Consider the following 21,967-nt stretch of genomic DNA (forward strand, 5'->3'; position numbering starts at 1 on the left):
TCAGTGGGTTCAGGCCTGGGCCGCGAGCGCGGCTGCCAGGGCATCCGGGGTATTGATGCCAACGGTGCTGATGCCGTCGGCGCAGCGTTTGTTGAGGCCGGCCAGGACCGTACCCGGGCCGCACTCCACCAGACGAGTGGCGCCTTTGGCGGCCAGGCACTGGATGCTCTCGACCCAGCGCACAGGCATGTACAGCTGCGCCAAAAGGTCGCGCTTGAGCGTATCCAGATCAGTCACCACCTGGGCGCTGACGTTTTGTACCAGGGCAATCCGTGGCGCTTGCCAGTCGATGGCCTGCACCGACTCGGCAAAGCGTTTGGCGGCCGGCTTCATCAGTGCGCAGTGCGACGGCACGCTGACCGGCAACGGCAGGGCGCGCTTGGCGCCCTTGGCCTTGCAGGCTTCGATGGCGCGCTCGACGGCCGCCTTGGCCCCGGCGATCACCACCTGGCCCGGCGAGTTGAAGTTGACCGCGCTGACCACTTCACCCTGGGCCGCTTCGGCACAGGCGGCAATCACGTCGGCATCTTCAAGGCCCAGGATAGCGGCCATGCCGCCTTGCCCGGCCGGTACGGCCTCCTGCATCAACTGGCCACGACGCTCGACCAGTCTGGCGGCATCGGCCAGGGACAGGCTGCCTGCCGCCACCAGGGCGCTGTATTCACCGAGGCTGTGGCCGGCGACGAAGGCCGGAACGCCCCCCCCTTCGGCTTGCCACAACCGCCACAGGGCGATGGATGCCGTGAGAATGGCCGGTTGAGTCTTGTCAGTCTGATTGAGCAATTCGGCCGGACCGTCCTGGGTCAACGCCCACAGGTCGTAGCCCAGCGACTCGGACGCTTCCTTGAAGGTCTCGAGGACCAGCGGCTGCTGTGCGCCCAGATCGGCGAGCATGCGCAGCGACTGGGAACCTTGCCCAGGAAATACAAACGCGAGGGATGCAGACATAAAAACAAGCCCTTATTGATCTTTTCGAAAACGCGCGCAACCCAGGCCGCACGCGAAGAAAACCGAGGTTTGGATGGCAATGGCGACCCAATCGTCACATTTAAGCGCAGCCGCCACGAATCAGCCAGCCGTGCCTGCCAGCAATCGCGCTTTCAGGCGAGCGGGTGTGTTCTCGCGGATCTCGATGCCGGCGCGCTCGATGGCGCTCTGAAACCCGTCAACCCCTGCCGAGCCGTGACTCTTGATCACGACCCCCTGTAAACCCAGAAAACTGGCGCCGTTGTAGCGTGACGGCGCCAGGTCGCTGCGCAGCCGACGCAACAGGGGCAAGGCGAGGGCACCGATCATTCGCGCGACCATGCCGTCAGTAAACAAGGCTTCGACGCGATCGGCGATCATGCTGGCCAGGCCCTCGCTGCTCTTGAGCAGGACGTTGCCGACAAAGCCATCGCACACCACCACGTCCGCTTCGCCGCGATACAGGCCATCGCCCTCGACAAAACCGACATAGTTGAGCCCGGACGCCCCCTGCAGCAGCAGGGCCGCCTGCTTGACCTGCTGGTTACCCTTGATGTCTTCAGTGCCGATATTGAGCAACCCCACTCGCGGCCGCTCGACCCCCAGCGCCTGCGCGGCCACCGAGCCCATCAAGGCAAACTGGAACAACTGCCCGGCGCTGCAATCGACGTTGGCGCCCAGGTCAAGCAACTGGCAATACCCGCCCCGGACAGGAATGGCCGCGACCATGGCCGGGCGATCGATGCCCGGCAGGGTCTTGAGCACATACCGGGACAACGCCATCAACGCACCCGTATTTCCAGCACTGACCACCGCCTGCACCTTGTCGTCCCGTAGCAACTGGAGGGCCACGCGCATGGACGAATCCGGCTTGCCACGCAAGGCCAGGGAAGGCTTGTCATCCATGCTGACCACTTCGCTGGCCGCAGCAATCTGCAGGCGCGCGCGGATCTCGCCAGGGCAACCGGCGACAAGTTCAGCAAGGAGTTGGGGGTGACCGACGAGGGTCAGGTGCAGCGAGGGGGAAGCAGCGAGGCGCGCGAGGCAGGCCTCGACAATGAGACGGGGACCGAAGTCCCCGCCCATTGCGTCGATCGCGATGATCTGAGCGGACAAGAAATTACTCGTCAGCGCCCTTGTCGATCACTTTACGGCCACGGTATACGCCTTCTGGCGATACGTGGTGACGCAGGTGAACTTCACCGGTGGTCTTTTCCACGGACAGGGTGCTAGCCTCGAGAGCGTCGTGCGAACGGCGCATGTCGCGGGCAGAGCGGGATTTTTTGTTCTGCTGAACAGCCATAATTGATTAACTCCTAAACGTTTGGGTCACGCTTTAACTGCGCCAAAACACTGAACGGGTTGGACCGCGTTACCTCGTCCTCGCTCGGCTCGGGATCATCTGACCCCCCCGGCTGCTGGCATTCTTCCGGATGATGAGCAGGCACAATGGGCAAGGCGAGCAATAGCTCCTCCTCGATCAATGCCTGCAGATCCAAAGGATCTTCGCCCAGTTCCAGCACGTCATAGCCTTTCGGTAACGACTGGGTATTCGCACCCTCTTTCACCACAGCGTAACTGCATTCGCTGTGGATCGGCAGGGTGACCAGCTCAAGACAACGCTGACAAACCATTTTCACTTCGACGTCCAGCGAGCTGTGGATAACCACGGCTTTTCGTTCGTCTCGTTCGAAAACGAATTTGGCCTGCACCGTCCCGACAGTGTCGGAAAGCGGGTCGCAGAGTCTCTCCAAATCGGCCAAGGGCAGCGAACCTTCAAGGGTTACGCCACGATCTGCCAATTTGCGCGGGTCAACGTGAGGTGGAATCGGGTCATTCAACATAGGCGCAGCATTCTAGGGACGCCCCCCTCTCCTGTCAAAGGAAATTCGGAGCGATACAGCGTGTTAGCATTGCCGTTCATCTTTGGAGACCTCTTCATGCGCACCTTGCTGCTGGCATCCAGCTCGCCTTATCGGCGCGAACTGCTGAATCGGTTACGTTTGCCCTTCGAGTGCGCCTCGCCGGACATCGACGAAAGCCGCCAGGCCGGGGAGGCGCCCCACGCACTGGTCAGCCGCCTGGCACAACAAAAGGCCGCCGCCCTGGCACCGACACATCGCACCCATCTTATCATCGGTTCGGACCAGGTAGCCGTTCTCGATGATCAGGTGCTGGGCAAGCCCCACAGCTTCGACAAGGCCCGCGCGCAACTGCTGGCCGCGAGCGGGCGCAGCGTGAGCTTTCTGACCGGCCTGGCGCTGCTGGACAGCGCCAGCGGTCGCTGCCAGGTGGACGTGGTAGCGTTTACCGTGCACATGCGGGTGCTCGACGAGGCGCAGGTGGAGCGCTATCTGCGGGCCGAGCAGCCCTATGACTGCGCCGGCAGCTTCAAGGCCGAAGGATTGGGGGTCAGTCTGTTTCAACGCACGGAGGGCGAGGATGCCACCAGCCTGGTGGGGTTGCCGCTGATCAGGCTGGTGGACATGTTGCGGGTGGAGGGCATCGAGTTCTGAAACTCGCACCTCAGCGTGAGGTTCAGCGCAACGTCGGACCATTGAAGCCCATGTACATCGCCAGCCGGTCCGCCACGCTGGTGCCCAGCTTCTTGGAAATGCGATCGAATGCCGAATCCTCGGCGGTGAAGTCCACCAGCTCCTTCTCGCCGATCACGTCCCGCGCCACCGAACCGGTGTTGCCCAGGCCGTCGATCAGGCCCAGTTGCAAGGCCTGTTCGCCGTTCCAGATGAGACCGGAGAACAACTCCGGATGCTCCTTGAACTTCAAGCGATCACCCCGCCCCTTCTTCACCACATCGATGAATTGATTGTGAGTGTTGTCCAGCACGCCTTGCCAGAAGGCGGTCTCATCCGGCTTGGCCGGCTGGAACGGGTCGAGAAAGGATTTATGCTCGCCCGAGGTGTAGGCGCGCCGCTCCACACCCAGCTTTTCCATGGTACCGACAAAGCCATAGCCGGCCGCCGTCACGCCGATGGAGCCCACCAGACTGGCCTTGTCGGCGTAGATCTGGTCCGCGGCGCTGGCGATGTAGTAGGCGCCTGACGCGCCGATATCGCTGATCACCGCATAGACCTTCACGTCCGGATGCAGACCCCGCAGCCGCTTGATCTCGTCCCACACATAGCCCGCCTGGACCGGGCTGCCGCCGCCACTGTTGATGCGCAGGACGATGCCTTTGACTTTCTTGTCATCGAATGCGGCGCGCAGGCTGCCGACGATGTTGTCGGCACTGGCCGCTTCCTTGTCCGCGATCATGCCGCGGATGTCGATGACCGCCGTGTAGTGGCTGGACAGCCCGGCGCTCTTCTCCATCTTCAGCATGGGCGAGAACATGAAGAACAGACCGAACAGGTATACAAAGGTCAGCAGCTTGAAGAAAATTCCCCAGCGCCGCGCACGTCGCTGCTCCTGAACCCCGGCCAGCAAGGTTTTTTCCAGCAGCTTCCAGCTTCTGGCGTCGCCGACGGGCTCTTCGTCGCCGGCGCTCGGCGCCTTCCATTGATCCGACATCGTTCACCTACTCCATGCAGAAATTCATTGGGCCCGAGCGAGCCAGGCGCCCAGCTCAGAGAAATGCTCCACAGCCAGCACCGGCTCGTAGACCCGAAGCGCTTCCAGCGGCAGCGCCCCGTAGCCGACCGCCACGCAGTCCATCCCGGCATTGCGCGCCATCTGTAGATCGAAGGCCGAATCCCCCACCATCAACGCTCGCCCGGCGCTGACGCCGCAGTGCCGCAGAATCTGCTCGAGCATCAGCGGATCGGGCTTGCTACGGGCTTCGTCGGCGCCACGGGTGATCTGGAAATAATCCTCCCAACCGTGCGCCTTGAGCACCCGATCCAGGCCCCGACGCGCCTTGCCGGTGGCAACGGCCAGCTGATAGCCCGCCGCCTTGAAGCCCTCAAGCGACTCCAGCACCCCTGGAAACAACTCGGAGGGTTCACGATCCAGCGCCATATAACGGTCGGCATAGTGCTGGCGAAACACTTGCACCTTGTCATCGTCAACATGCGGATAGAGCGTGCGAATCGCCTCCGGCAGTCCCAGACCGATGATGCCTTTGACCGCATCGTCATCGAGCACAGGTTCGTCACAGTCGATCGCGGCCAGTTTCATGGCCTGGACAATCCGACCGATGGAGTCACTCAAGGTGCCGTCCCAGTCGAAGATCAGCAAATCATAGTTAGCTGGCACTCAGGCGCTCCACAGTCTTGGCCCACATTTCATCCACGGGCGCCTCGAGCTTGAGCTCGCCGCCATCGGGCAGCGGCACAGTCAGGGCGTAGGCATGCAGAAACAGACGCTTGCCACCCAGGTCGCGGATTTCCCTGGAAAAATTCTCGTCTCCGTACTTGGTGTCACCGGCAATCTCGTGGCCAGCATGCAGCGCGTGGACGCGGATCTGGTGGGTGCGACCGGTGATCGGCCGCGCCTCGACGAGGGTGGCAAAGTCACCAAAGCGCCTCAGCACCTTGAACAGGGTCAAGGCTTCCTTGCCCTCTTCATTGATTTCCACCATGCGTTCGCCGGAGCGCAGGTTGCTTTTCTGCAACGGCGCATTGACCTGCTTCCTGGCCGTCGCCCAATGCCCGCGCACCAACGCCATGTAGCGCTTGTCGACACCGTCGCCGCGCAAGGCCGCATGCAGGTGACGCAACATGCTGCGCTTCTTGGCAATCATCAGCAGGCCGGAGGTGTCACGGTCCAGACGGTGCACGAGCTCCAGCTCCTTGGCATCAGGGCGCATCTGGCGAAACGCCTCGATCACACCGAAGGTCAGGCCACTGCCTCCGTGCACAGCGATACCGGCGGGCTTGTTGAGCACGATCAGCGCCTTGTCCTCATAGACAATCGCCGCTTCCAGGCGCTGCAACAGGCCTTGAGCCACCGGCACCGGCTCATCGCGCTCGGGCAGCCGCACGGGCGGCACACGAATGATGTCACCGGCCTGCAGCTTGTACTCGGGCTTGATCCGCCCCTTGTTCACCCGCACTTCGCCTTTGCGCAGAATGCGGTAGACAAGGGTGCGCGGCACGCCCTTGAGCGCGGTGATCAGGAAATTGTCTATGCGTTGGCCGGCAAGTTCCGGCGCAACCTCGATCAGCTGAACGCCGGAGGTCGGGGGTGTAGTAGTCGTCATGGCGCCGATGATAGCAATTTTTTATGGAATTGAAGCACTTAATGATTGCTGCTATAGTCGCGAACGCCGCCTGTCAGCGGCAGGAAACGGGCAAGCGCGATCAAACCGGCAATCGGCCGATCTGATGCCAGCCCGCTCCAACGCAATTCACGAGGACGCGAGGCCGTCCGACGGGGTTTTCGCCACGTTTACGGAGCAATTGCAGACGTAACCAGCGCAGACGAGAGAAGTCCGGAAGAACCTTGGAAACTTTCATGTATCCGGGTTTGTTTCGAAGCCACCTCCTCGGCGCGTTCGTTCTTGCTCTGTTCGGCGGATGCTTCGGAAACACAGAGCCTTAGCCACAACGCGGGCGTTCCCGAACGGAGCGTTCGCTAAATGCCAACCCGTTGCGGATACAGCGCACGGCAGCACCCGAATTATCAGGGATACGTGTAGGGTGGAGATGCACAACCGTCGGACCGTGCAGTATGGCGTCATCTTGGCAAGCGGCCACAGGCCCTTGCGAGACGACCCCCGGTCCCGTTGAAGGCGCCTGATGGTGCCCGCGACCGGCGGCTGATTCCTCCTCCTGACTGAGTGCTTTTGACACCACAGCAAGCAGGACGCGTCGTCGCGACAACGGCCCCACTGGCCGAGCCTCGCTAGACAGGGTAATGGCACCTTGATGAAGCACCGCCACTACTGACGCACCTGACACCGACCGTGAGAAGTCGTGTGTGCCGAACGCTGTTTCCGGCAGCCCGGAAACCGACGGTACTACATGAAAAGAATGCTGATTAATGCCACGCAACCTGAAGAGTTGCGTGTCGCCCTGGTAGATGGCCAGCGCCTCTATGATCTGGACATCGAGTCCGGTGCCCGCGAGCAGAAAAAGGCCAATATCTACAAAGGCCGTATCACTCGCATCGAGCCGAGCCTTGAAGCCGCTTTCGTCGACTTCGGTTCCGAGCGCCATGGCTTCCTGCCCCTCAAGGAAATCTCCCGCGAATACTTCAAGAAGTCACCTGAGGGTCGCGTCAACATCAAGGACGTCCTGAGCGAAGGCCAGGAAGTCATCGTTCAGGTCGAAAAAGAAGAACGTGGCAACAAGGGCGCCGCCCTGACCACTTTCATCAGCCTGGCCGGCCGCTACCTTGTGCTGATGCCGAACAACCCTCGTGCCGGTGGCATCTCGCGCCGCATCGAAGGCGAAGAGCGCAATGAACTTCGCGAAGCGCTGAACGGCCTGGTGGCCCCGGCCGACATGGGCCTGATCGTGCGCACTGCCGGCCTTGGCCGCAGCAGCGAAGAGATGCAGTGGGACCTCGACTACCTGCTGCAACTGTGGACCGCGATCAAGGAAGCCTCCCTGGACCGTTCCGCACCTTTCCTGATCTACCAGGAAAGCAACGTGATCATCCGCGCCATCCGCGATTACCTGCGCCAGGACATCGGCGAAGTGCTGATCGACAGCGTCGAAGCCCAGGACGAAGCCCTGACCTTCATTCGCCAGGTGATGCCGCAGTACGCCAGCAAGATCAAGCTGTACGAAGACAGCGTCCCCCTCTTCAACCGTTTCCAGATCGAAAGCCAGATCGAGACCGCGTTCCAACGCGTGGTCGAACTGCCTTCCGGCGGCTCCATCGTCATCGACCCGACCGAAGCCCTGGTGTCCATCGACATCAACTCGGCGCGCGCCACCAAAGGCAGCGACATCGAAGAGACGGCGCTGCAGACCAACCTTGAAGCCGCCGAAGAAATTGCCCGCCAGTTGCGCCTGCGCGACATCGGCGGCCTGATCGTCATCGACTTCATCGACATGACCCCGGCCAAGAACCAGCGCGCCGTGGAAGAAAAAGTTCGCGAATGCCTCGAAGCCGACCGCGCTCGCGTGCAGATCGGTCGCATCTCGCGCTTCGGCCTGCTGGAAATGTCCCGCCAGCGCCTGCGTCCATCGCTGGGCGAAAGCAGCGGCATCGTTTGCCCGCGCTGCAACGGCACCGGCATCATCCGCGACGTTGAATCGCTGTCGCTGGCCATCCTGCGCCTGATCGAAGAAGAAGCCCTGAAAGACCGTACCGCCGAAGTTCGTGCCCAGGTGCCAATCCCGGTGGCCGCTTTCCTGCTCAACGAAAAGCGCAACTCGATCACCAAGATCGAACTGCGAACCCGCGCGCGCATCGTCATTCTGCCGAACGATCATCTCGAAACGCCGCATTTCGAAGTGCAGCGCTTGCGTGATGACAGCCCGGAAGCAGCGAACAGCCAGTCCAGCTACGAAATCGCCGCCGCTGCGGCCGAGGTCGAAGAAGTCCAGCCGGCGGCCGCTACCCGCACCCTGGTTCGCCAGGAAGCGGCGGTGAAGACCGCGCCGACCCGTGCTGCCGCACCGATGCCGGCCACCGTCGAAGCACCGACTGCCGTTGCGCCGACACCCGCCCCGCAACTGGCTGAACCGAGCCTGTTCAAAGGCCTGGTGAAGTCGCTGGTCAGCCTGTTCGCCAGCAAGGAAGAGCCTGTCGCGCCGGTGGTGGTCGAGAAACCCGTCGTGGCCGCCGAGCGCCCTGCGCGCAACGAAGAGCGCCGCAATGGTCGTCAGCAGAGCCGCAACCGCAACAGCAGTCGCCGCGACGAAGAGCGCAAGCCTCGTGAAGAGCGTGCACCGCGCGAAGACCGTGCTCCCCGTGAAGAGCGCGCGCCCCGCGAGCCTCGCGAAGAGGTCGTCGCACCGGTCGCCCGTGAGGAACGTGCACCGCGCGCCCCCCGTGAGGAGCGTGCCCCCCGTGGCGACCGCCGTCCCCGTGGCGGTGACGAACGTGTCGAGCGCGTCCGCGAACTGCGCGAGCCATTGGACGCCATCGCGCCCGCCATCGCTGCAGTCGCTGCCGCCACAGCCGCCGAAGAGCGTGCCGAACGTGCTCCGCGTGAAGAACGAGCTCCCCGCGAAGAACGCGCGCCACGTGAGGAACGCGTACCGCGCGAGCCTCGTGAAGAGCGCGCACCTCGCGAAGAACGCCAGCCACGTCCCCCCCGTGAAGAGCGTCAGCCGCGCAGCGAAGAAGCCGCCGAAGCCGTTGATGGCGAGGAAGCGCTGAATCAGGAAGAGCAGCTGGACGAGAACCAGGACGGCGCCGAGGGCGATCGCCCACGTCGTCGGTCCCGCGGTCAACGTCGTCGCAGCAACCGTCGCGAGCGTCAACGTGACGCCAACGGCAACGTCATCGAAGGCTCGGAAGAAGCCGGCGAAGGCGAAACCGAAACCGGCTCCGAAGCACCGGCTGTTGCCGCTGCCGTGGTCGTCGAAGGCGTGATCAGTGCCGAGGCCGAGGCGCAAGCCAATGTCCAGGCCGAACGTGCCAACGCCACTGCCGAGCCAGCCGCTGTGACCGTAGAAGCCTTGGCCAGCCCGGAAATCGTCACGGCTCCTGCCCAGACGCCACTGGATTTCACCCCGGTGGCTGAAGAAGCTACGCCTGCGGTTCAGCCTGTGGCCGAACATCAGCCGGCTGAAGAAGTCATCGAAGCTCCACAGGCCGAAGTGGTCTTCCATCAGGAAGCCGTGGTGGTTGAAGAGTCGATCGAGCAACAAGCCTTCGAGCAGCCAGTGGTTGAAGCACCCGCGGTCGAAGCGCCAGTGGTCGAGCAGCCCTACGTGGCCGCCGAGCCCGCGCACGTTGCTGCCGAATATGCGTCGCCCCCAGCGGTCGAGGCTGCCGTCAGCGAAAGCTTGCCTGTCCACGAGCCAGCCCCCGAGCACATCGTTGCCCAGGAAGCCGAGACCGTGTTCAGCCAGCCAGTGGTCGACGCCGCACCGGTAGTGCCTGTTGTCGAGACGGCCCAGTTCGTCGAGGCACAGCCGCAAGCCGAGCACGTGACGCCAGCCGAACCCGCAGCGGCAGAGCCGGTCGTGGTCGAGCCTGTGGTTCTCGAAACCGGCGCTGTCGAAACGGTCGTGGTGGAACCCGCAGCCCTTGAACCGGCTCCGGTCGAACCCGCGCCAGTGGTCACCAGCAACGGCCGCGCGCCAAACGACCCGCGTGAAGTGCGTCGCCGCAAGCGTGAAGCCGAGTTGGCCGCCGCCCAGGCCGCTAACGACGAGCCTAAACCGCACGAGTAAGCGCGCAAGGATGAAAAAAGCCCCTGACGCCTTTGGGTGTCAGGGGCTTTTTTTATGCCTTGTGCTGGCCGCCTCGCAAGCAAGCTTTGTCCGCCGGCGAACTTCAATGTCGATCTCGACCCTGTGGGAGCATGGCCCGCCTTCGTAGCGTTTGCCCGCGGTGAGGGCGGCAAATCTTCTACAGGTCGGCGGGGGTATCCACGTCGCGGTAGATACCTTCATCGTCCACCCGCACCTCACGCACATTGTCAGCGGTAAACAGGCGCTTGCCGCCGTGATCCCCGCTCAATGCCATCAACCCCGCCGCAAAGCTGGCACCGAAGCACACCGGGTGTCCCCTGCCCTGCTCGCCCAGGGGCAGGCTGATGAACCGCGGCTGGAGCCCGTCGACGACGGCAGCGAAGGTCTGCGGGGCGACCCACGGCATGTCGCCCAGGGTCACAAGCCAGCCTCGGCTGCCCGCGCTGGCGGCCACGGCGGCAGCCAGGCTGTCACCCATACCGGCAGAATCCAGGAGGACCACCGCGCAACCGAACTCATTGGCGAGTGCAATCCGCCCGGGCGCATTCGGCCGGGTCACCACAATGCAGCGATCGGCCACTGCTGAAACATTCATCAGCACCTGCTGCAACACCGGCCGGCTCACCCCATCCAGCCCCACACAGGATGCCAGCAACTTGTCACACTCAGCCCCCGCGACCTCGCGAAACCGACTGCCCAGCCCGGCAGCCAACACCACTGCGGTCACCGTCATGCCAAGGCCACCCCATTTTTCAAGGCGACGATCTGCGCCAACAACGACAAGGCGATTTCAGCTGGCGTATGGCTGCCGATCCGCACGCCAATGGGGCCGTATAGCCGACCCACAGCCTCGACGCTCAAGCCCAGTTGCAGCAGGTTGTCGCGACGCTTCTCGCTGTTGACCCGTGAACCGAGCGCGCCGACATAAAACGCCTGGGAATCGAGCGCCGTCAGCAGGGCCATGTCATCCAGCCGCGGGTCGTGGGTCAAGGCGACGATGGCAGTGCGCTCGTCGGCTTGAATGGTCAGCACCGCTTCGTCCGGCATGCCGGGAATGAAGCGTGCGTCTTCGTGCTCCCAGCCATGACTGAACTCCTCGCGCGGATCGCAGATCAGCACCTCGAAATCGAGCATCCGTGCCATTGCAGTGACGTAGCGCGAGAGTTGCCCCGCGCCGATCAGCAACAACCGCCAACGCGGGCCGTAGATGGCGCGCAGGTGCTGTTCGTCAAAGCTCAAAACATCGCCACGCTCGGCGGTTTGGAGGGTGACCTTGCCGGACTGCAGGTCGACCACGCGAGCCACCAGCAGATGATCGGCGCAGCGTTGCAACAGTTCATTCACCCAAGTGCCGTCGTCCACCCACTCTTGGGCGAGCCGCAAAGTGCCACCGCAGGGCAGGCCGAACCGGGCGGCTTCTTCGCGGCTGACGCCGTAGGTGATCAGCTCGACGGCCGTACCGCGCTGCAAGCGGCCGTCTTGCAGGCGCTGGATCAGATCATCCTCGATGCAGCCGCCGGACACCGAGCCGATCACCACGCCGTCGTCGCGCAGCGCCAGCATGGCGCCGGGTGGCCGTGGCGCGGTGCCCCAGGTCTGCACCACGGTGTACAGCGCCACGGCATGACCGGCGCGCTGCCATTGCTGAACGCTTTTGAGAACGTTGAGATCGACACTGTCCATCGTCAGCGCTCCTGAAATTGAGTAGAGAGTTGACCGACCATAGAACAGGTCGGTTCGATTCTTAGTAGAGGTTCGGTTCCATTTCCAGCAATACGCCGAAGCGGCTGTGGATATCGGCCTGGATCCGCAGGGCCAACTGATGAATCTGCGCGCCCGTGGCGTTGCCGTAATTGACCAGCACCAGCGATTGCAGACGATGCACGCCGGCGTCGCCTTCCCGGAAACCTTTCCAGCCCGCCTGCTCGATCAGCCAGCCGGCGGCCAGCTTGACCTCGCCACCTGCCTGGGGATACGCCACCAGACCGGGATAGTCCAGGCGTAGCGCATCGGCCTGATTGGCACTGACCAGGGGGTTCTTGAAAAAGCTGCCGGCGTTGCCCAGTTCGGCTGGATCCGGGAGTTTTTCCCGGCGGATACTGCAGATGGCGGCGCTGACGTCACTGGCGGTCGGGGCGCTGATGCCCTGCTCGGTCAGGCGCTGACGCACGGGTCCGTAGTCCAGGTGCAGCTGCGACTGCCGGCTCAGGGCAAAGCGCACCTGTAGAATCAACCAGCGACCCGGTTCGTGCTTGAACAGGCTGTCGCGGTAGCCAAACGCGCAGTCGGCCAACGTAAAGTCGCGCAGTTCACCACTGTGGCGATCCAGAGCGGTCAGGCCGTGAAACACGTCCTTGATCTCGACGCCATAGGCACCGATATTCTGCATGGGTGCGGCACCCACGGTGCCGGGGATCAGGCTGAGGTTCTCCAGCCCCGACAAGCCCTGCGCCAGGGTGTGCTGCACGAAGCCATGCCAGGGTTCACCCGCCTCGGCCTCGATGATGACGGGGCCGCCGTCCTCGGCCAGCTGGCGAATGCCACGGGTGGCAATGCGCAGCACCAACCCGTGAACATCCCCCGTCAGCAACAGATTGCTACCACCGCCCACCACCAGCACCGGCCAGCCAGATGACTCGGCCAGCGCCAGGGCTTCAAGAATCTGCGCCTGGCTTTGGGCCTCGACCAGCCGATCGGCGCGCACGTCGATGCCGAACGTGTTCAAGCCCTTGAGGGATACCGCCGGTTGTATCTGCAGACTCATAACCTACCTTTGATTTCCCGCACCAGGCCCGCGCATGCGGCCTCGATCAGATCCAGCACATGCTCGAAGCCCTGCTCGCCCTCGTAGTAGGGGTCAGGCACTTCGTCCTTGTCCGCCTGGTAGCGCCGCAGGAACAGGTCCAGCTCGGCCCGTCCGGTCGCCGGCTGCAAGCGCTTGAGGTCGCGCAGGTTGTTCAGGTCCATGGCCAGGATCAGGTCATGGGCGGTAAAATCCGCCGCCGAAACCTGCTGCGCACGCTGGGCCGAAAAATCGTAGCCACGCCGTGCCGCCGCCTTGAGCGTGCGGGCATCCGGGGGCCGGCCCACGTGCCAGTCACCCGTGCCGGCCGACGCCACTTCGACACGCCCGGCCAGCCCGGCCTCGCGCAATTGATGACGCAGCACGCCCTCCGCGGTCGGCGACCGACAGATATTGCCCAGACAGACGAAAAGGACTCGCATCATGAAGCCAGCAAGCGCCTGACGCGCTCCAGGTCATCCGGGGTATCAACCCCGGCGGGCGGCGCCTCCAGCGCATCGGCAACATGGATACGCACGCCGTGCCACAGCGCGCGCAACTGCTCCAGGCTTTCACAGGTTTCCAGCCAGCACGGGCCCCAGCCGACAAAGTCCTCCAGAAAGCCGGCACGGTAGGCATAGATGCCGATGTGGCGGCGGAACGGAATGCCTGCGGGCAACTGATCGGGCGCGCGAGCCAGATCATCCCGAGCCCACGGCAGGGGGGCACGGCTGAAGGTCAGCGCCAGGCCATTGCAATCGGTGCTGACCTTGACGAAATTGGGGTTGAACAGCGCTGTGACGTCTTCGATCGGTTCAGCCAAGGTCGCAATGCCCGCTTCGGTGTGGGCGGCCAGGTTATGGGCGACCTGATCGATCACTGCCGGCGGAATCAACGGCTCGTCACCTTGTACGTTGACCACGATCGCCTCGGCGGTCAGGCCCAAGGCGCTGGCCACTTCGGCCAGGCGGTCGGTGCCAGAGCTGTGATCGGGCCGCGTCATCAGCACTTCGGCGCCGAAACCTTCACAGGCGGCAAAGATACGTGAGTCATCGGTGGCGATCACTACCCGCGCCGCACTGCTCTTGCGCGCCTGCTCCCAGACCCACTGGACCATCGGCTTGCCGGCAATGTCCTGCAGCGGCTTGCCCGGCAATCGGCTGGAGGCGAAGCGTGCCGGGATCACCACGGTGAACGTGAGGGTCATTTGTCCAGACGCTCGTCATCGGTGAGGGTGCGAGCTTCGGATTCCAGCATCACCGGAATGCCATCGCGGATCGGGTACGCCAGGCCGGCGCCCTTGCTGATCAGCTCGGTCTTGTCGGCGTTCAGTTTCAGCGGGCCTTTGGTGATCGGGCAAGCCAGAATATCGAGCAGTTTGGTGTCCATGAATAATCCTTGAGAGAGGAAGCGGCGCCAACCGGTGTCAGCGCGTCAGGCGATCGAGTTGGGTGTCCAGCCAGATGACGAATGCACGGGAAGGCGCGGCGTCCACCGCCAGGTACCACCAGTCGGCTGCGGCGAACGGGGCGCACTTGACGGCATCTTTCTCGGTCATCACCACGGGCAAGGCCGGGCTGAAAGCCAGAGCCTGCGCTGTGTAGTCGGCATGGTCGGCAAACGGGTGCGGCACAGGCTGCCAGTGTAACGCCTGCAGGGTGTCGAAGAAACGCTGGGGATTGCCAATGCCTGCTACGGCATGCAGCCGCTGGCCAGCCGGAAAATGCTCGAGGCCTTTACGCTCTCCGCTGGCCAGGTTGACCAGCGCCGTGGGTTGCAAGGTGAAGCCGAAACCTTCATCGCGATCCGTGGCGGCACCGTTGAACAGCACGGCATCGACACTGAGCAAGCGCTCGGCGGGCTCGCGCAAAGGCCCGGCGGGCAGGCAGTGGCCATTGCCCAGACCGCGGGCGGCGTCGATCAGCACCAGTTCCAGGTCCCGGGCCAGACGATAGTGCTGCATACCGTCATCGGACAGGACGATGTCCAGGGGGGTGCTGGCCAGCAGCGCACGCACGGCGCGGCCACGGTCCGGGTCGATGACCAGCGGTACGCCGGTGCGCTGGACAATCAGCAATGGTTCATCGCCCGCTTCGCTGGCCGCCTGCTCGGCGCGCACTCGCCATGGCAGCGCCGGTGGCCTTGCACCGTAACCGCGACTGACCACACCCACACGCAGGCCACGCTTTTGGCAGTGCTCGATCAGCCAGAGGATCATCGGGGTCTTGCCGGTGCCGCCGACGGTGATGTTGCCCACCACCACCACAGGCACCGGCGCTCGGTAGCTGTCAGCCTGCCCGGCCAGAAAGCGCTCGCGCTTGGCCACCACCACGCGCCGGTACAGGCACTCCAGTGGCCGTAGCAACGCCAAGGCGGGATGGCCCGCATACCAGCCAGCCAGCAATCGATCGGAAATGGCCATCAGGGCGTACCCTGCGCCTCAATGGTGGTCATGCTCAACTTGCTGAAGCCCAGCTTGCCCGCCGCATCCATGGCCGTGATCACCGCCTGGTGCGGCGTCTTGCCGTCGGCGCTGATGGACAGCGGCCGGGAGGTATCGCCCCCCGACTCGGTCTTGAGGGCATCGAGCAGCGTGGCCAGGTCACTTTTAGGTAACAGCTTGTCGTTCAGCGAGTACACACCTTCGGCGCTGATGGCGATGTCGATTTTCTTCGCATCGTTCTGCTCCGGAGTGCCACTGACCGCCTGGGGCAACTCCACTCGAAGTTGTGTCTGTCGGGTGAAGGTCGTTGTGACCACGAAAAACAGCAGCAGCACGAACACCACATCAATCAGGGAAACCAGATTGAGCTCGATGTTCTCGCGGGATCTGCGGCGAAATTTCACGCTTTGTCCTCGACTTGATCCAGGTCACGTTCGCCCTGCACCACCTCGACCAGCTTGATGGCTTCCTGCTCCATGCCCACCACCAGATCGTCGATGCGGCGCTGCAACAGGCGGTGGAAGAACAATGCTGGAATGGCCACGATCAGGCCCGAGGCGGTGGTCACCAGCGCCTTGGAAATACCCCCGGCCAGCACGGCGGGATTGGTGCTCATGTCGGCGCCGATGAAGGAGCCAAAGATGTCGATCATGCCGATCACGGTGCCGAGCAGGCCAAGCAATGGCGCCATGGCGGCGATGGTGCCCAGGGTGCTGAGGTAGCGTTCCATCTCGTGGACCACCCGGGAGGCGGCTTCTTCGATGCTTTCCTTCATTACTTCGCGGCCATGCCTGGAGTTGGCCAGGCCCGCTGCAAGGATTTCACCCAGTGGCGAATCGGCGCGCAGCTCCTTGAGCCGTTCCTTGTTGAGTTGCTTGTCCTTGAGCCAGCGCCAGACCTGACTCAGCAATTGGGGCGGGGTCACCCGACTGGTACGCAGGGTCCAGAGCCGCTCAGCGGTGATTGCCAGTGCAGCGATAGAGCTCAAGATGATCGGCAGCATCATCCAGCCGCCGGATTTGACCAGTTCCCACACAGTGCCGACCCCCTCAAAAAAGTTTGTCACTCTACCATAGGGGTTTGCCCGGTCGAAGGCCGGATGCCGCTGACTACAGGGGTGGCACATAGTCATCACGCCAGAAGCGCCGCACCTGGCGCTGATGAAACGGCGGTTCAAAGCGTCCCAGGCGCAGGCGGACGGCGCCGTGCAGGGCGGTGTCATGGGCTCGGATCGACAGCGCCCGGTAACGCGCCAACACAAGGGAATGAGGATGGCCGAAGCTGTTGCCCCAACCGCGGGAGATCAGCACGCCTTGCGGCTTGACCGCCGCCAGCAGGATGCCCGTCGACGAGGTGCGGCTGCCATGATGGGGTGCTTGCAACCAATGAGCGCGAATGTCATGCCCGCTACCGACCAAGGCACGCTCGGCCGCCGCCTCGATGTCTCCGGCCAGCAGCAGCCCTTCGCCACCGGCACGCACGTGCAGCACGCAGGATGACGAATTACTGTCGGCCGCAGCGTCCCAGCGCCACAGTGAAAACGCCACACCATCCCACTCCCAGTGGCGGCCACTGTCACAGGCCTGAGCCCGCAGAAGCGGGTCTGCGGCCTCCGGCTCGCCGGCGATGACCTGGGCAACCGGCCACTGCTTCATCACCGACAGCGCGCCGCCGGCGTGGTCGGCATGGGCGTGACTGATGATCATCAGGTCCAGCCCCTTGCCCCCAAAGGTCCGCAAAGCAGGCAGCACCACCCGTTCGCCAGCGTCGCTGGCGAGCGAGCGGGGGCCGGCGTCATAGAGCAAACTATGATTGCGGGTGCGCAACACCGTGGCCAGACCCTGGCCAACGTCCAGCTGCCAGACCTCGACTTCGCCGAAGGGCACCTCATTGCGCGGTGGCAGTACGGCCAGCAGCAACAACGGCCAGCCCAAGGGGCGCAGCGGTACACCGGCTGGCAACAACAGCAGCAGCGCACCCATCGCAATCAGCCCCAGCAGCCATCCCGAGCGCTGCCCGGATTGCCAGGGCGGCAGGACCTGCGCCAAGCCATCGAGCCCCTCGAACAACAGATTGAGCAATCCGCCCGTGAACCACAGCACGCCCTCGCCCGCCACGGGCCAGATCCACAGCAAGGCGCTGCCCGACAAGGCCAGCGGCAGCACCAGCAGACTGATCCAGGGCACCGCCAACAGATTGGCCAGCGGCCCGCTCAGGCTCACCGGCAGCCCCAATGCCAGCAGACCTGGCAACAATCCCAGGGCGATCATCCATTGGGCACGGGTCCAGGCCTGCCACCAATGCCAGCCGCCGAGGCGTGCGCCGAACACCCATAACAACGTGGCCACCGCGCCAAACGACAACCAGAAGCCTGCCTGCAAGGACGCCAGCGGTTCGATCAGCAGCACCGTGACAAAGGCCACCAGCAGCGGCCAGCCCAGGCTCATCTGGCGGTAACGCAAGCGCCAGAGCAGCACCAGCCCCAGCATCAAACAGGCACGCCGCACCGGCACCTCGAAGCCCGCCAGCCAGCCGTAGGCCAGCGCCCCGGTGAAGGCCAGGCTGCAGGCACAGGGCAGCCAGGGCCAGCGCGGCGGCCAGTAGCCCCAGCGCGAAAGGCCGGCCACCAGACCGTACAGCAAGCCCGCCAGCAACCCGATGTGCTGGCCCGAGATGACCAGCAGATGCACGGTGCCAGTGGCCTGCAAGGTGGTCCAGTCCTGACGGCTGACGCCGGATTTATCCCCCAGCACCAGGGCGGCCAAGGCCCCTTCCCGGCCTTGGGCATCCACCTGCACCAGCCGCTGGCGGACCGCCTCGCGCCAGGCCATGGGCGGGGTTGAAAGACGCTGGCCGTCCTTGACGCTGCCGCTGGCACCGATCCGCCGTGCCAGCATCCACGCCTCGAGGTCGGGGCCACCCGGATTGATCAGGCTTCGAGGGCGACGCAAGGTCACCGCCAGGCGCCACTCTTCACCGGCTTGCAGCGTCGGCCCATTGCGCCAGCTCAGTCGCATACGGGCCGGTAATGAGTTATGACGCGAAGCAGCATTCACCAACTCGAAACGCTGTACGCCGTCGCGGCTGTCGGGCAGGCCCGCCACGGTGCCCTGCAACCAGACGGTTCGGCCCTCCAGCGCCGGGGCCAGACGATCGTCAAGCGCCCACTGCGCCGATAGGCAGGCCCAACTCAAGCCGAGCAGATAGCACCCTGCCAGCCGTTGCCGCCACATCAGCAAAGCCAGGCCGGCCAGCAAACCGAACCCCGACAGCCAGAGGGGCGGCAACACCATCAGCATCCTTAACGTGCACAAGCCCAATGCCAGCGCCATCATCCCTGTGCGCATGGAAAGCTCCCCTCGCGTCAACCCACACAGAGGAATAGCTGAATTTGCGGCAGTATCCCTTCATCTATTGTCACAAAGTCTGACCAGAGCTTTGCGCAAACCCCTGCATACTTGGCTATGTCTCGCCCACAACCCTGACTTTCCGCCATGCCACGTCGCCTTTTCAAACGCTACATGCCAGACCCGGCACGCCTGCGCGGGCACAAATCCTTACGTGTCTTGGGTCATCTGCTCGATCGTCCCAACCTCTGGCATCTCAATCGCCGCTCGGTCGCCAGGGCCATGGGCATAGGCTGTTTCACCGCGCTGCTGCCCATCCCCTTGCAGATGCTGGCGGCGGCGATGCTGGCCGTGAGCTTGCGCGCCAACCTGGCGATCTCGGTCAGCCTGGTCTGGCTGACCAATCCGCTGACCATGCCGGTGGTGTTCTATGGCACCTACCAATTGGGCGCGTGGCTGCTGCACACCCCGGCGCGAAACCTGCCGGACGGCATGACCTGGGAATGGCTGTCCAGCCAACTGGGAACGATGTGGCAGCCCTTTGTGCTGGGGTCACTGGTGACGGGGGTTGTATTGGGTGGCGTGGCCTATGGGACCACGCGCGGGTATTGGGAGTGGCGAGTGCGCCGCCAGTGGCAGCGGCGCCAGCGTCTCAGGTGCGCATCCCGCGACCGCTGACCAGCAGCCTGGCACAGAAGAAATACAGCACCACCGTGGCCACCAGCATGAAGGTGATCGCGGTGCTGATCTTGATGTCGGACACCCCGAGAATGCCATAGCGGAAGGCGTTGACCATGTGCAGCACCGGGTTGGCCAGGGAAATGGTCTGCCAGATCGGCGGCAGCAGGGTGATCGAGTAGAACACCCCGCCCAAGTAGGTCAGCGGCGTCAGCACGAAGGTCGGGATGATCGAGATGTCGTCGAAATTACGCGCATACACCGCATTGACGAAACCCAGCAGCGAAAAGATCGTCGCCGTCAGCAGCACAACCAGCAGGGTAATCCCCAGGTGATGGACCTGCAGATGGGTGAAGAACAGCGACAGCAGGGTCACGATGATGCCGACCATCAGGCCGCGCAGCATGCCGCCGATGGCATAGCCGATCAGGATGGTGTGTGGCGACACGGGCGAGACCATCAATTCCTCGATGGAGCGCTGGAACTTGCTGCCGAAAAAGCTGGAAACCACGTTGCCGTAGGAGTTGGTGATCACTGACATCATGATCAGCCCGGGCACGATGTACTCCATGTAACTGAAACCACCCATGCCGCCGATCTGCCGGCCGATCAGGTTCCCGAAGATGACGAAGTACAGGACCATGGTGATGGCCGGGGGCAGCAACGTCTGCGGCCAGATGCGCATGAAGCGCCGCACTTCCCGGTAGACGATGGTGTTCAGGGCGACAAGGTTGTACTGAAATTCGGAACTCATACGGCCACCTTGCTCAAGTTTTTCTCCACCAGCGACACGAACAACTCCTCCAGACGGTTGGTCTTGTTGCGCAAGCTGGTCACCTCGATGTTCAGCAACGCCAACTGCCCGAACAGCGCCGTGATACCGGCATCCTTGTCCACCTGGACTTCCAGGGTGTGGGCATCCACCAGCCGGCACGGATAACCTTCAAGCACAGGCGCCATGGCCAGGTCGGTCTTGACGTCCAGTACGAAGGTCTCGACGTGCAGCTTGCCCAGCAGGTTGCGCATGCTGGTGTTCTCGACAATGGTGCCGTGGTCGATGATGCCGATGTTGCGGCACAGCTGCTCGGCCTCTTCGAGGTAGTGCGTTGTCAGAATAATCGTCGTGCCGCTTTCGTTGAGCTCGGTCAGAAAACTCCACATCGACCGGCGCAGTTCGATGTCCACCCCGGCGGTGGGTTCGTCGAGGATCAACAGGCGCGGTTCGTGGATCAAGGCGCGGGCAATCATCAAGCGGCGCTTCATGCCGCCGGACAGCGAGCGCGAGGGCACGTCACGCTTGTCCCACAGTCCCAGTTGGGTGAGGTAACGCTCGGCACGTTCCTTGGCGATTTTCGCCGGGATGCCGTAATAGCCCGCCTGGGTCACGACGATATCGAAGGCTTTTTCGAACTGGTTGAAGTTGAACTCCTGGGGCACCACGCCAATGCTGCGTTTGAGAGCTGCAGGATTACGGTCCAGGTCGTGGCCGAAAATCTCGACGCTGCCGCCGGTCTTGTTGACCAGGGTCGAGAGGATGCCGATGGTGGTGGATTTGCCGGCACCGTTGGGGCCCAGCAACGCGAAGAAATCGCCTTCGGCCACTTCCAGATCGATGCCGCTGAGGGCCTGGAAACCGTTGCCGTAGGTCTTGGTCAGCTGCCGTATGGACAGAGCGGAACTCATAGAGAATCTACACCAGAGAATTAAATGTTCATGAATGGGCGCGAAGCATCAGCAGCCTGTCGATCAATTCAGACCGATGGTGCCGGGCAATGACTGCATTGACCAGCAAACGCGATTGATAGTGACTATCACGTCAGGGCGGTCATCACCGCTTTCCGATAGGCCGGCCGAGCTTTGAGGCGCTCGTACCAGGCCTCGAGGTGGGGCATCGGCGCATGCTCGATGGGCATTTCGAACCAGGCATAGATAAAGCTGCCCAGCGGGATATCGCCCATGCCCAGCGCGTCCCCCGAGAGGTAAGGCTGTTCGGCCAGAGCCTGATCGGCCAGCAGCAGGTGTTGCGCGCAGATTTTCTGGGCCGCATTGATCGCCACCCAGTCCTGCTGCGCGGCGGGCGTGCGCAGCACACCCCAGAACAGTGGCTTGAAGGGTTCGGCCAGGGTCGACGTGGTCCAGTCCATCCAGCGATCGGCTTGCGCCCGGGCCCGCGCATCGGTCGGGTACCAGGCCGACCCTGGCGCATATCGAGCCGCCAGGTAGCGCACGATGGTATTGGACTCCCAGAGCGCGAACCCGTCGTCCTCGATCACCGGCACCCGGCCGTTGGGATTCAGGGCACGGTACTCAGGGCTGTCGACAACACCGAAGGGCCCGCCCGCCGCGATCGATTCATAGGGCAGCTTGAGTTCTTCAACGCACCACAAGACTTTGCGGACATTGGTGGAGTTGATACGTCCCCAGACCTTCAACATGCGTGGCTCCTTATACGAATTGTCGGGCTAGTCTA

At 63.4% G+C, this 21,967-nt stretch carries 23 protein-coding genes; 3 read left to right on the top strand and 20 right to left on the bottom strand.

From position 1 onward, the window contains the following. Positions 1-9: 9 nt before the first annotated feature. The 4 genes from fabD to HB675_RS06060 form a co-directional block, all read right to left on the bottom strand. Positions 10-948, bottom strand: a complete 939-nt coding sequence (gene fabD, locus HB675_RS06045; RefSeq protein WP_213876685.1) for an ACP S-malonyltransferase — start codon at positions 946-948, stop codon at positions 10-12. Positions 949-1,068: 120 nt separating this feature from the next. Further along, complete coding sequence (gene plsX / locus HB675_RS06050; protein ID WP_256737480.1) at positions 1,069-2,082, bottom strand: phosphate acyltransferase PlsX; 1,014 nt, start codon at positions 2,080-2,082, stop codon at positions 1,069-1,071. 4 nt (positions 2,083-2,086) lie between these two features. Continuing rightward, positions 2,087-2,269 carry a 50S ribosomal protein L32 gene (gene rpmF / locus HB675_RS06055; protein WP_003179396.1) on the bottom strand — a complete coding sequence of 61 codons (183 nt, stop codon included), beginning with the start codon at positions 2,267-2,269 and terminating at the stop codon, positions 2,087-2,089. A gap of 13 nt (positions 2,270-2,282) precedes the next feature. Next, complete coding sequence (locus tag HB675_RS06060; protein ID WP_213876687.1) at positions 2,283-2,810, bottom strand: YceD family protein; 528 nt, start codon at positions 2,808-2,810, stop codon at positions 2,283-2,285. A gap of 96 nt (positions 2,811-2,906) precedes the next feature. Here HB675_RS06060 and HB675_RS06065 point away from each other — a divergent pair, with 96 nt between their 5' ends. Next, positions 2,907-3,482 (top strand): Maf family nucleotide pyrophosphatase, encoded by a 576-nt coding sequence (locus tag HB675_RS06065; protein ID WP_213876689.1) that lies wholly within the window; start codon positions 2,907-2,909, stop codon positions 3,480-3,482. Between the two features lie 22 nt (positions 3,483-3,504). Here the strand turns inward: HB675_RS06065 and HB675_RS06070 are convergent, their stop codons facing one another. From HB675_RS06070 to rluC, 3 genes are read right to left on the bottom strand one after another with little or no spacing between them, the layout of a single operon-like run. Continuing rightward, complete coding sequence (locus HB675_RS06070) at positions 3,505-4,497, bottom strand: S49 family peptidase (RefSeq protein WP_213876691.1); 993 nt, start codon at positions 4,495-4,497, stop codon at positions 3,505-3,507. Between the two features lie 24 nt (positions 4,498-4,521). Then, the gene (locus tag HB675_RS06075; RefSeq protein ID WP_213876693.1) at positions 4,522-5,181 is read right to left on the bottom strand and encodes an HAD-IA family hydrolase; all 660 of its coding nucleotides are present in this window, start codon (positions 5,179-5,181) and stop codon (positions 4,522-4,524) included. Then, positions 5,171-6,127: a 23S rRNA pseudouridine(955/2504/2580) synthase RluC gene (rluC, locus tag HB675_RS06080; protein ID WP_213876695.1), complete on the bottom strand. Its 957-nt coding sequence runs from the start codon at positions 6,125-6,127 to the stop codon at positions 5,171-5,173. Before rluC ends, HB675_RS06075 begins: the two co-directional genes overlap by 11 nt. 772 nt (positions 6,128-6,899) lie before the next feature. Here rluC and rne point away from each other — a divergent pair. Next, positions 6,900-10,226: a ribonuclease E gene (gene rne / locus HB675_RS06085; RefSeq protein WP_213877280.1), complete on the top strand. Its 3,327-nt coding sequence runs from the start codon at positions 6,900-6,902 to the stop codon at positions 10,224-10,226. Between the two features lie 178 nt (positions 10,227-10,404). Here the strand turns inward: rne and HB675_RS06090 are convergent, their stop codons facing one another. The 10 genes from HB675_RS06090 to HB675_RS06135 all read right to left on the bottom strand — a co-directional run bounded on the left by HB675_RS06090 (position 10,405) and on the right by HB675_RS06135 (position 18,819). Further along, positions 10,405-10,980, bottom strand: coding sequence for a nucleotidyltransferase family protein (locus tag HB675_RS06090; protein WP_213876697.1), 576 nt, complete (start codon positions 10,978-10,980; stop codon positions 10,405-10,407). Beyond that, entirely contained in the window at positions 10,977-11,930 is a 954-nt protein-coding gene (locus HB675_RS06095; protein WP_213876699.1) for an XdhC family protein, read from the bottom strand. The genes HB675_RS06090 and HB675_RS06095 overlap by 4 nt, the downstream gene beginning before the upstream one ends. Before the next feature lie 61 nt (positions 11,931-11,991). After that, the gene (murB, locus tag HB675_RS06100; protein ID WP_213876701.1) at positions 11,992-13,011 is read right to left on the bottom strand and encodes a UDP-N-acetylmuramate dehydrogenase; all 1,020 of its coding nucleotides are present in this window, start codon (positions 13,009-13,011) and stop codon (positions 11,992-11,994) included. Further along, entirely contained in the window at positions 13,008-13,472 is a 465-nt protein-coding gene (locus HB675_RS06105) for a low molecular weight protein-tyrosine-phosphatase (RefSeq protein WP_213877282.1), read from the bottom strand. Before HB675_RS06105 ends, murB begins: the two co-directional genes overlap by 4 nt. Beyond that, on the bottom strand, positions 13,472-14,236 hold the full coding sequence (kdsB, locus tag HB675_RS06110; protein ID WP_213876703.1) for a 3-deoxy-manno-octulosonate cytidylyltransferase: 765 nt from the start codon (positions 14,234-14,236) through the stop codon (positions 13,472-13,474). The genes HB675_RS06105 and kdsB overlap by 1 nt, the downstream gene beginning before the upstream one ends. Then, positions 14,233-14,418, bottom strand: a complete 186-nt coding sequence (locus tag HB675_RS06115; protein WP_213876705.1) for a Trm112 family protein — start codon at positions 14,416-14,418, stop codon at positions 14,233-14,235. Before HB675_RS06115 ends, kdsB begins: the two co-directional genes overlap by 4 nt. A 37-nt stretch (positions 14,419-14,455) precedes the next feature. After that, positions 14,456-15,451: a tetraacyldisaccharide 4'-kinase gene (lpxK, locus tag HB675_RS06120; RefSeq protein WP_213876707.1), complete on the bottom strand. Its 996-nt coding sequence runs from the start codon at positions 15,449-15,451 to the stop codon at positions 14,456-14,458. Beyond that, positions 15,451-15,876 carry a biopolymer transporter ExbD gene (locus tag HB675_RS06125; RefSeq protein ID WP_213876709.1) on the bottom strand — a complete coding sequence of 142 codons (426 nt, stop codon included), beginning with the start codon at positions 15,874-15,876 and terminating at the stop codon, positions 15,451-15,453. Before HB675_RS06125 ends, lpxK begins: the two co-directional genes overlap by 1 nt. After that, on the bottom strand, positions 15,873-16,538 hold the full coding sequence (locus tag HB675_RS06130) for a MotA/TolQ/ExbB proton channel family protein (protein WP_345945751.1): 666 nt from the start codon (positions 16,536-16,538) through the stop codon (positions 15,873-15,875). The genes HB675_RS06125 and HB675_RS06130 overlap by 4 nt, the downstream gene beginning before the upstream one ends. Positions 16,539-16,581: 43 nt before the next feature. Then, entirely contained in the window at positions 16,582-18,819 is a 2,238-nt protein-coding gene (locus HB675_RS06135) for a DNA internalization-related competence protein ComEC/Rec2 (RefSeq protein WP_213876712.1), read from the bottom strand. Between the two features lie 147 nt (positions 18,820-18,966). Between HB675_RS06135 and HB675_RS06140 the strand changes: the two genes are divergently transcribed. After that, positions 18,967-19,497 carry a DUF2062 domain-containing protein gene (locus HB675_RS06140; protein WP_213876714.1) on the top strand — a complete coding sequence of 177 codons (531 nt, stop codon included), beginning with the start codon at positions 18,967-18,969 and terminating at the stop codon, positions 19,495-19,497. Here HB675_RS06140 and HB675_RS06145 read toward each other — a convergent pair. The 3 genes from HB675_RS06145 to HB675_RS06155 form a co-directional block, all read right to left on the bottom strand. Continuing rightward, positions 19,472-20,251, bottom strand: coding sequence for an ABC transporter permease (locus HB675_RS06145; RefSeq protein ID WP_213876716.1), 780 nt, complete (start codon positions 20,249-20,251; stop codon positions 19,472-19,474). The genes HB675_RS06140 and HB675_RS06145 overlap by 26 nt on opposite strands. Continuing rightward, positions 20,248-21,180: an ABC transporter ATP-binding protein gene (locus HB675_RS06150; RefSeq protein WP_213876718.1), complete on the bottom strand. Its 933-nt coding sequence runs from the start codon at positions 21,178-21,180 to the stop codon at positions 20,248-20,250. Before HB675_RS06150 ends, HB675_RS06145 begins: the two co-directional genes overlap by 4 nt. A gap of 128 nt (positions 21,181-21,308) precedes the next feature. After that, positions 21,309-21,932, bottom strand: a complete 624-nt coding sequence (locus HB675_RS06155; protein ID WP_213876720.1) for a glutathione S-transferase — start codon at positions 21,930-21,932, stop codon at positions 21,309-21,311. Between the last annotated feature and the right edge of the window lie 35 nt (positions 21,933-21,967).

This window comes from Pseudomonas sp. dw_358, assembly GCF_018449655.1.
Classification (GTDB): Bacteria; Pseudomonadota; Gammaproteobacteria; order Pseudomonadales; family Pseudomonadaceae; genus Aquipseudomonas.

Bases quoted from the DNA above. Each gene is read 5' to 3' on its own strand.
- fabD (WP_213876685.1), bottom strand. From the start codon at position 948: ATGTCTGCATCCCTCGCGTTTGTATTTCCTGGGCAAGGTTCCCAGTCG.
- rpmF (WP_003179396.1), bottom strand. From the start codon at position 2,269: ATGGCTGTTCAGCAGAACAAAAAATCCCGCTCTGCCCGCGACATGCGC.
- HB675_RS06060 (WP_213876687.1), bottom strand. From the start codon at position 2,810: ATGTTGAATGACCCGATTCCACCTCACGTTGACCCGCGCAAATTGGCA.
- HB675_RS06065 (WP_213876689.1), top strand. From the start codon at position 2,907: ATGCGCACCTTGCTGCTGGCATCCAGCTCGCCTTATCGGCGCGAACTG.
- HB675_RS06070 (WP_213876691.1), bottom strand. From the start codon at position 4,497: ATGTCGGATCAATGGAAGGCGCCGAGCGCCGGCGACGAAGAGCCCGTC.
- rluC (WP_213876695.1), bottom strand. From the start codon at position 6,127: ATGACGACTACTACACCCCCGACCTCCGGCGTTCAGCTGATCGAGGTT.
- rne (WP_213877280.1), top strand. From the start codon at position 6,900: ATGCTGATTAATGCCACGCAACCTGAAGAGTTGCGTGTCGCCCTGGTA.
- HB675_RS06090 (WP_213876697.1), bottom strand. From the start codon at position 10,980: ATGACGGTGACCGCAGTGGTGTTGGCTGCCGGGCTGGGCAGTCGGTTT.
- HB675_RS06095 (WP_213876699.1), bottom strand. From the start codon at position 11,930: ATGGACAGTGTCGATCTCAACGTTCTCAAAAGCGTTCAGCAATGGCAG.
- murB (WP_213876701.1), bottom strand. From the start codon at position 13,011: ATGAGTCTGCAGATACAACCGGCGGTATCCCTCAAGGGCTTGAACACG.
- HB675_RS06105 (WP_213877282.1), bottom strand. From the start codon at position 13,472: ATGCGAGTCCTTTTCGTCTGTCTGGGCAATATCTGTCGGTCGCCGACC.
- kdsB (WP_213876703.1), bottom strand. From the start codon at position 14,236: ATGACCCTCACGTTCACCGTGGTGATCCCGGCACGCTTCGCCTCCAGC.
- HB675_RS06115 (WP_213876705.1), bottom strand. From the start codon at position 14,418: ATGGACACCAAACTGCTCGATATTCTGGCTTGCCCGATCACCAAAGGC.
- lpxK (WP_213876707.1), bottom strand. From the start codon at position 15,451: ATGGCCATTTCCGATCGATTGCTGGCTGGCTGGTATGCGGGCCATCCC.
- HB675_RS06135 (WP_213876712.1), bottom strand. From the start codon at position 18,819: ATGCGCACAGGGATGATGGCGCTGGCATTGGGCTTGTGCACGTTAAGG.
- HB675_RS06140 (WP_213876714.1), top strand. From the start codon at position 18,967: ATGCCACGTCGCCTTTTCAAACGCTACATGCCAGACCCGGCACGCCTG.
- HB675_RS06145 (WP_213876716.1), bottom strand. From the start codon at position 20,251: ATGAGTTCCGAATTTCAGTACAACCTTGTCGCCCTGAACACCATCGTC.
- HB675_RS06150 (WP_213876718.1), bottom strand. From the start codon at position 21,180: ATGAGTTCCGCTCTGTCCATACGGCAGCTGACCAAGACCTACGGCAAC.
- HB675_RS06155 (WP_213876720.1), bottom strand. From the start codon at position 21,932: ATGTTGAAGGTCTGGGGACGTATCAACTCCACCAATGTCCGCAAAGTC.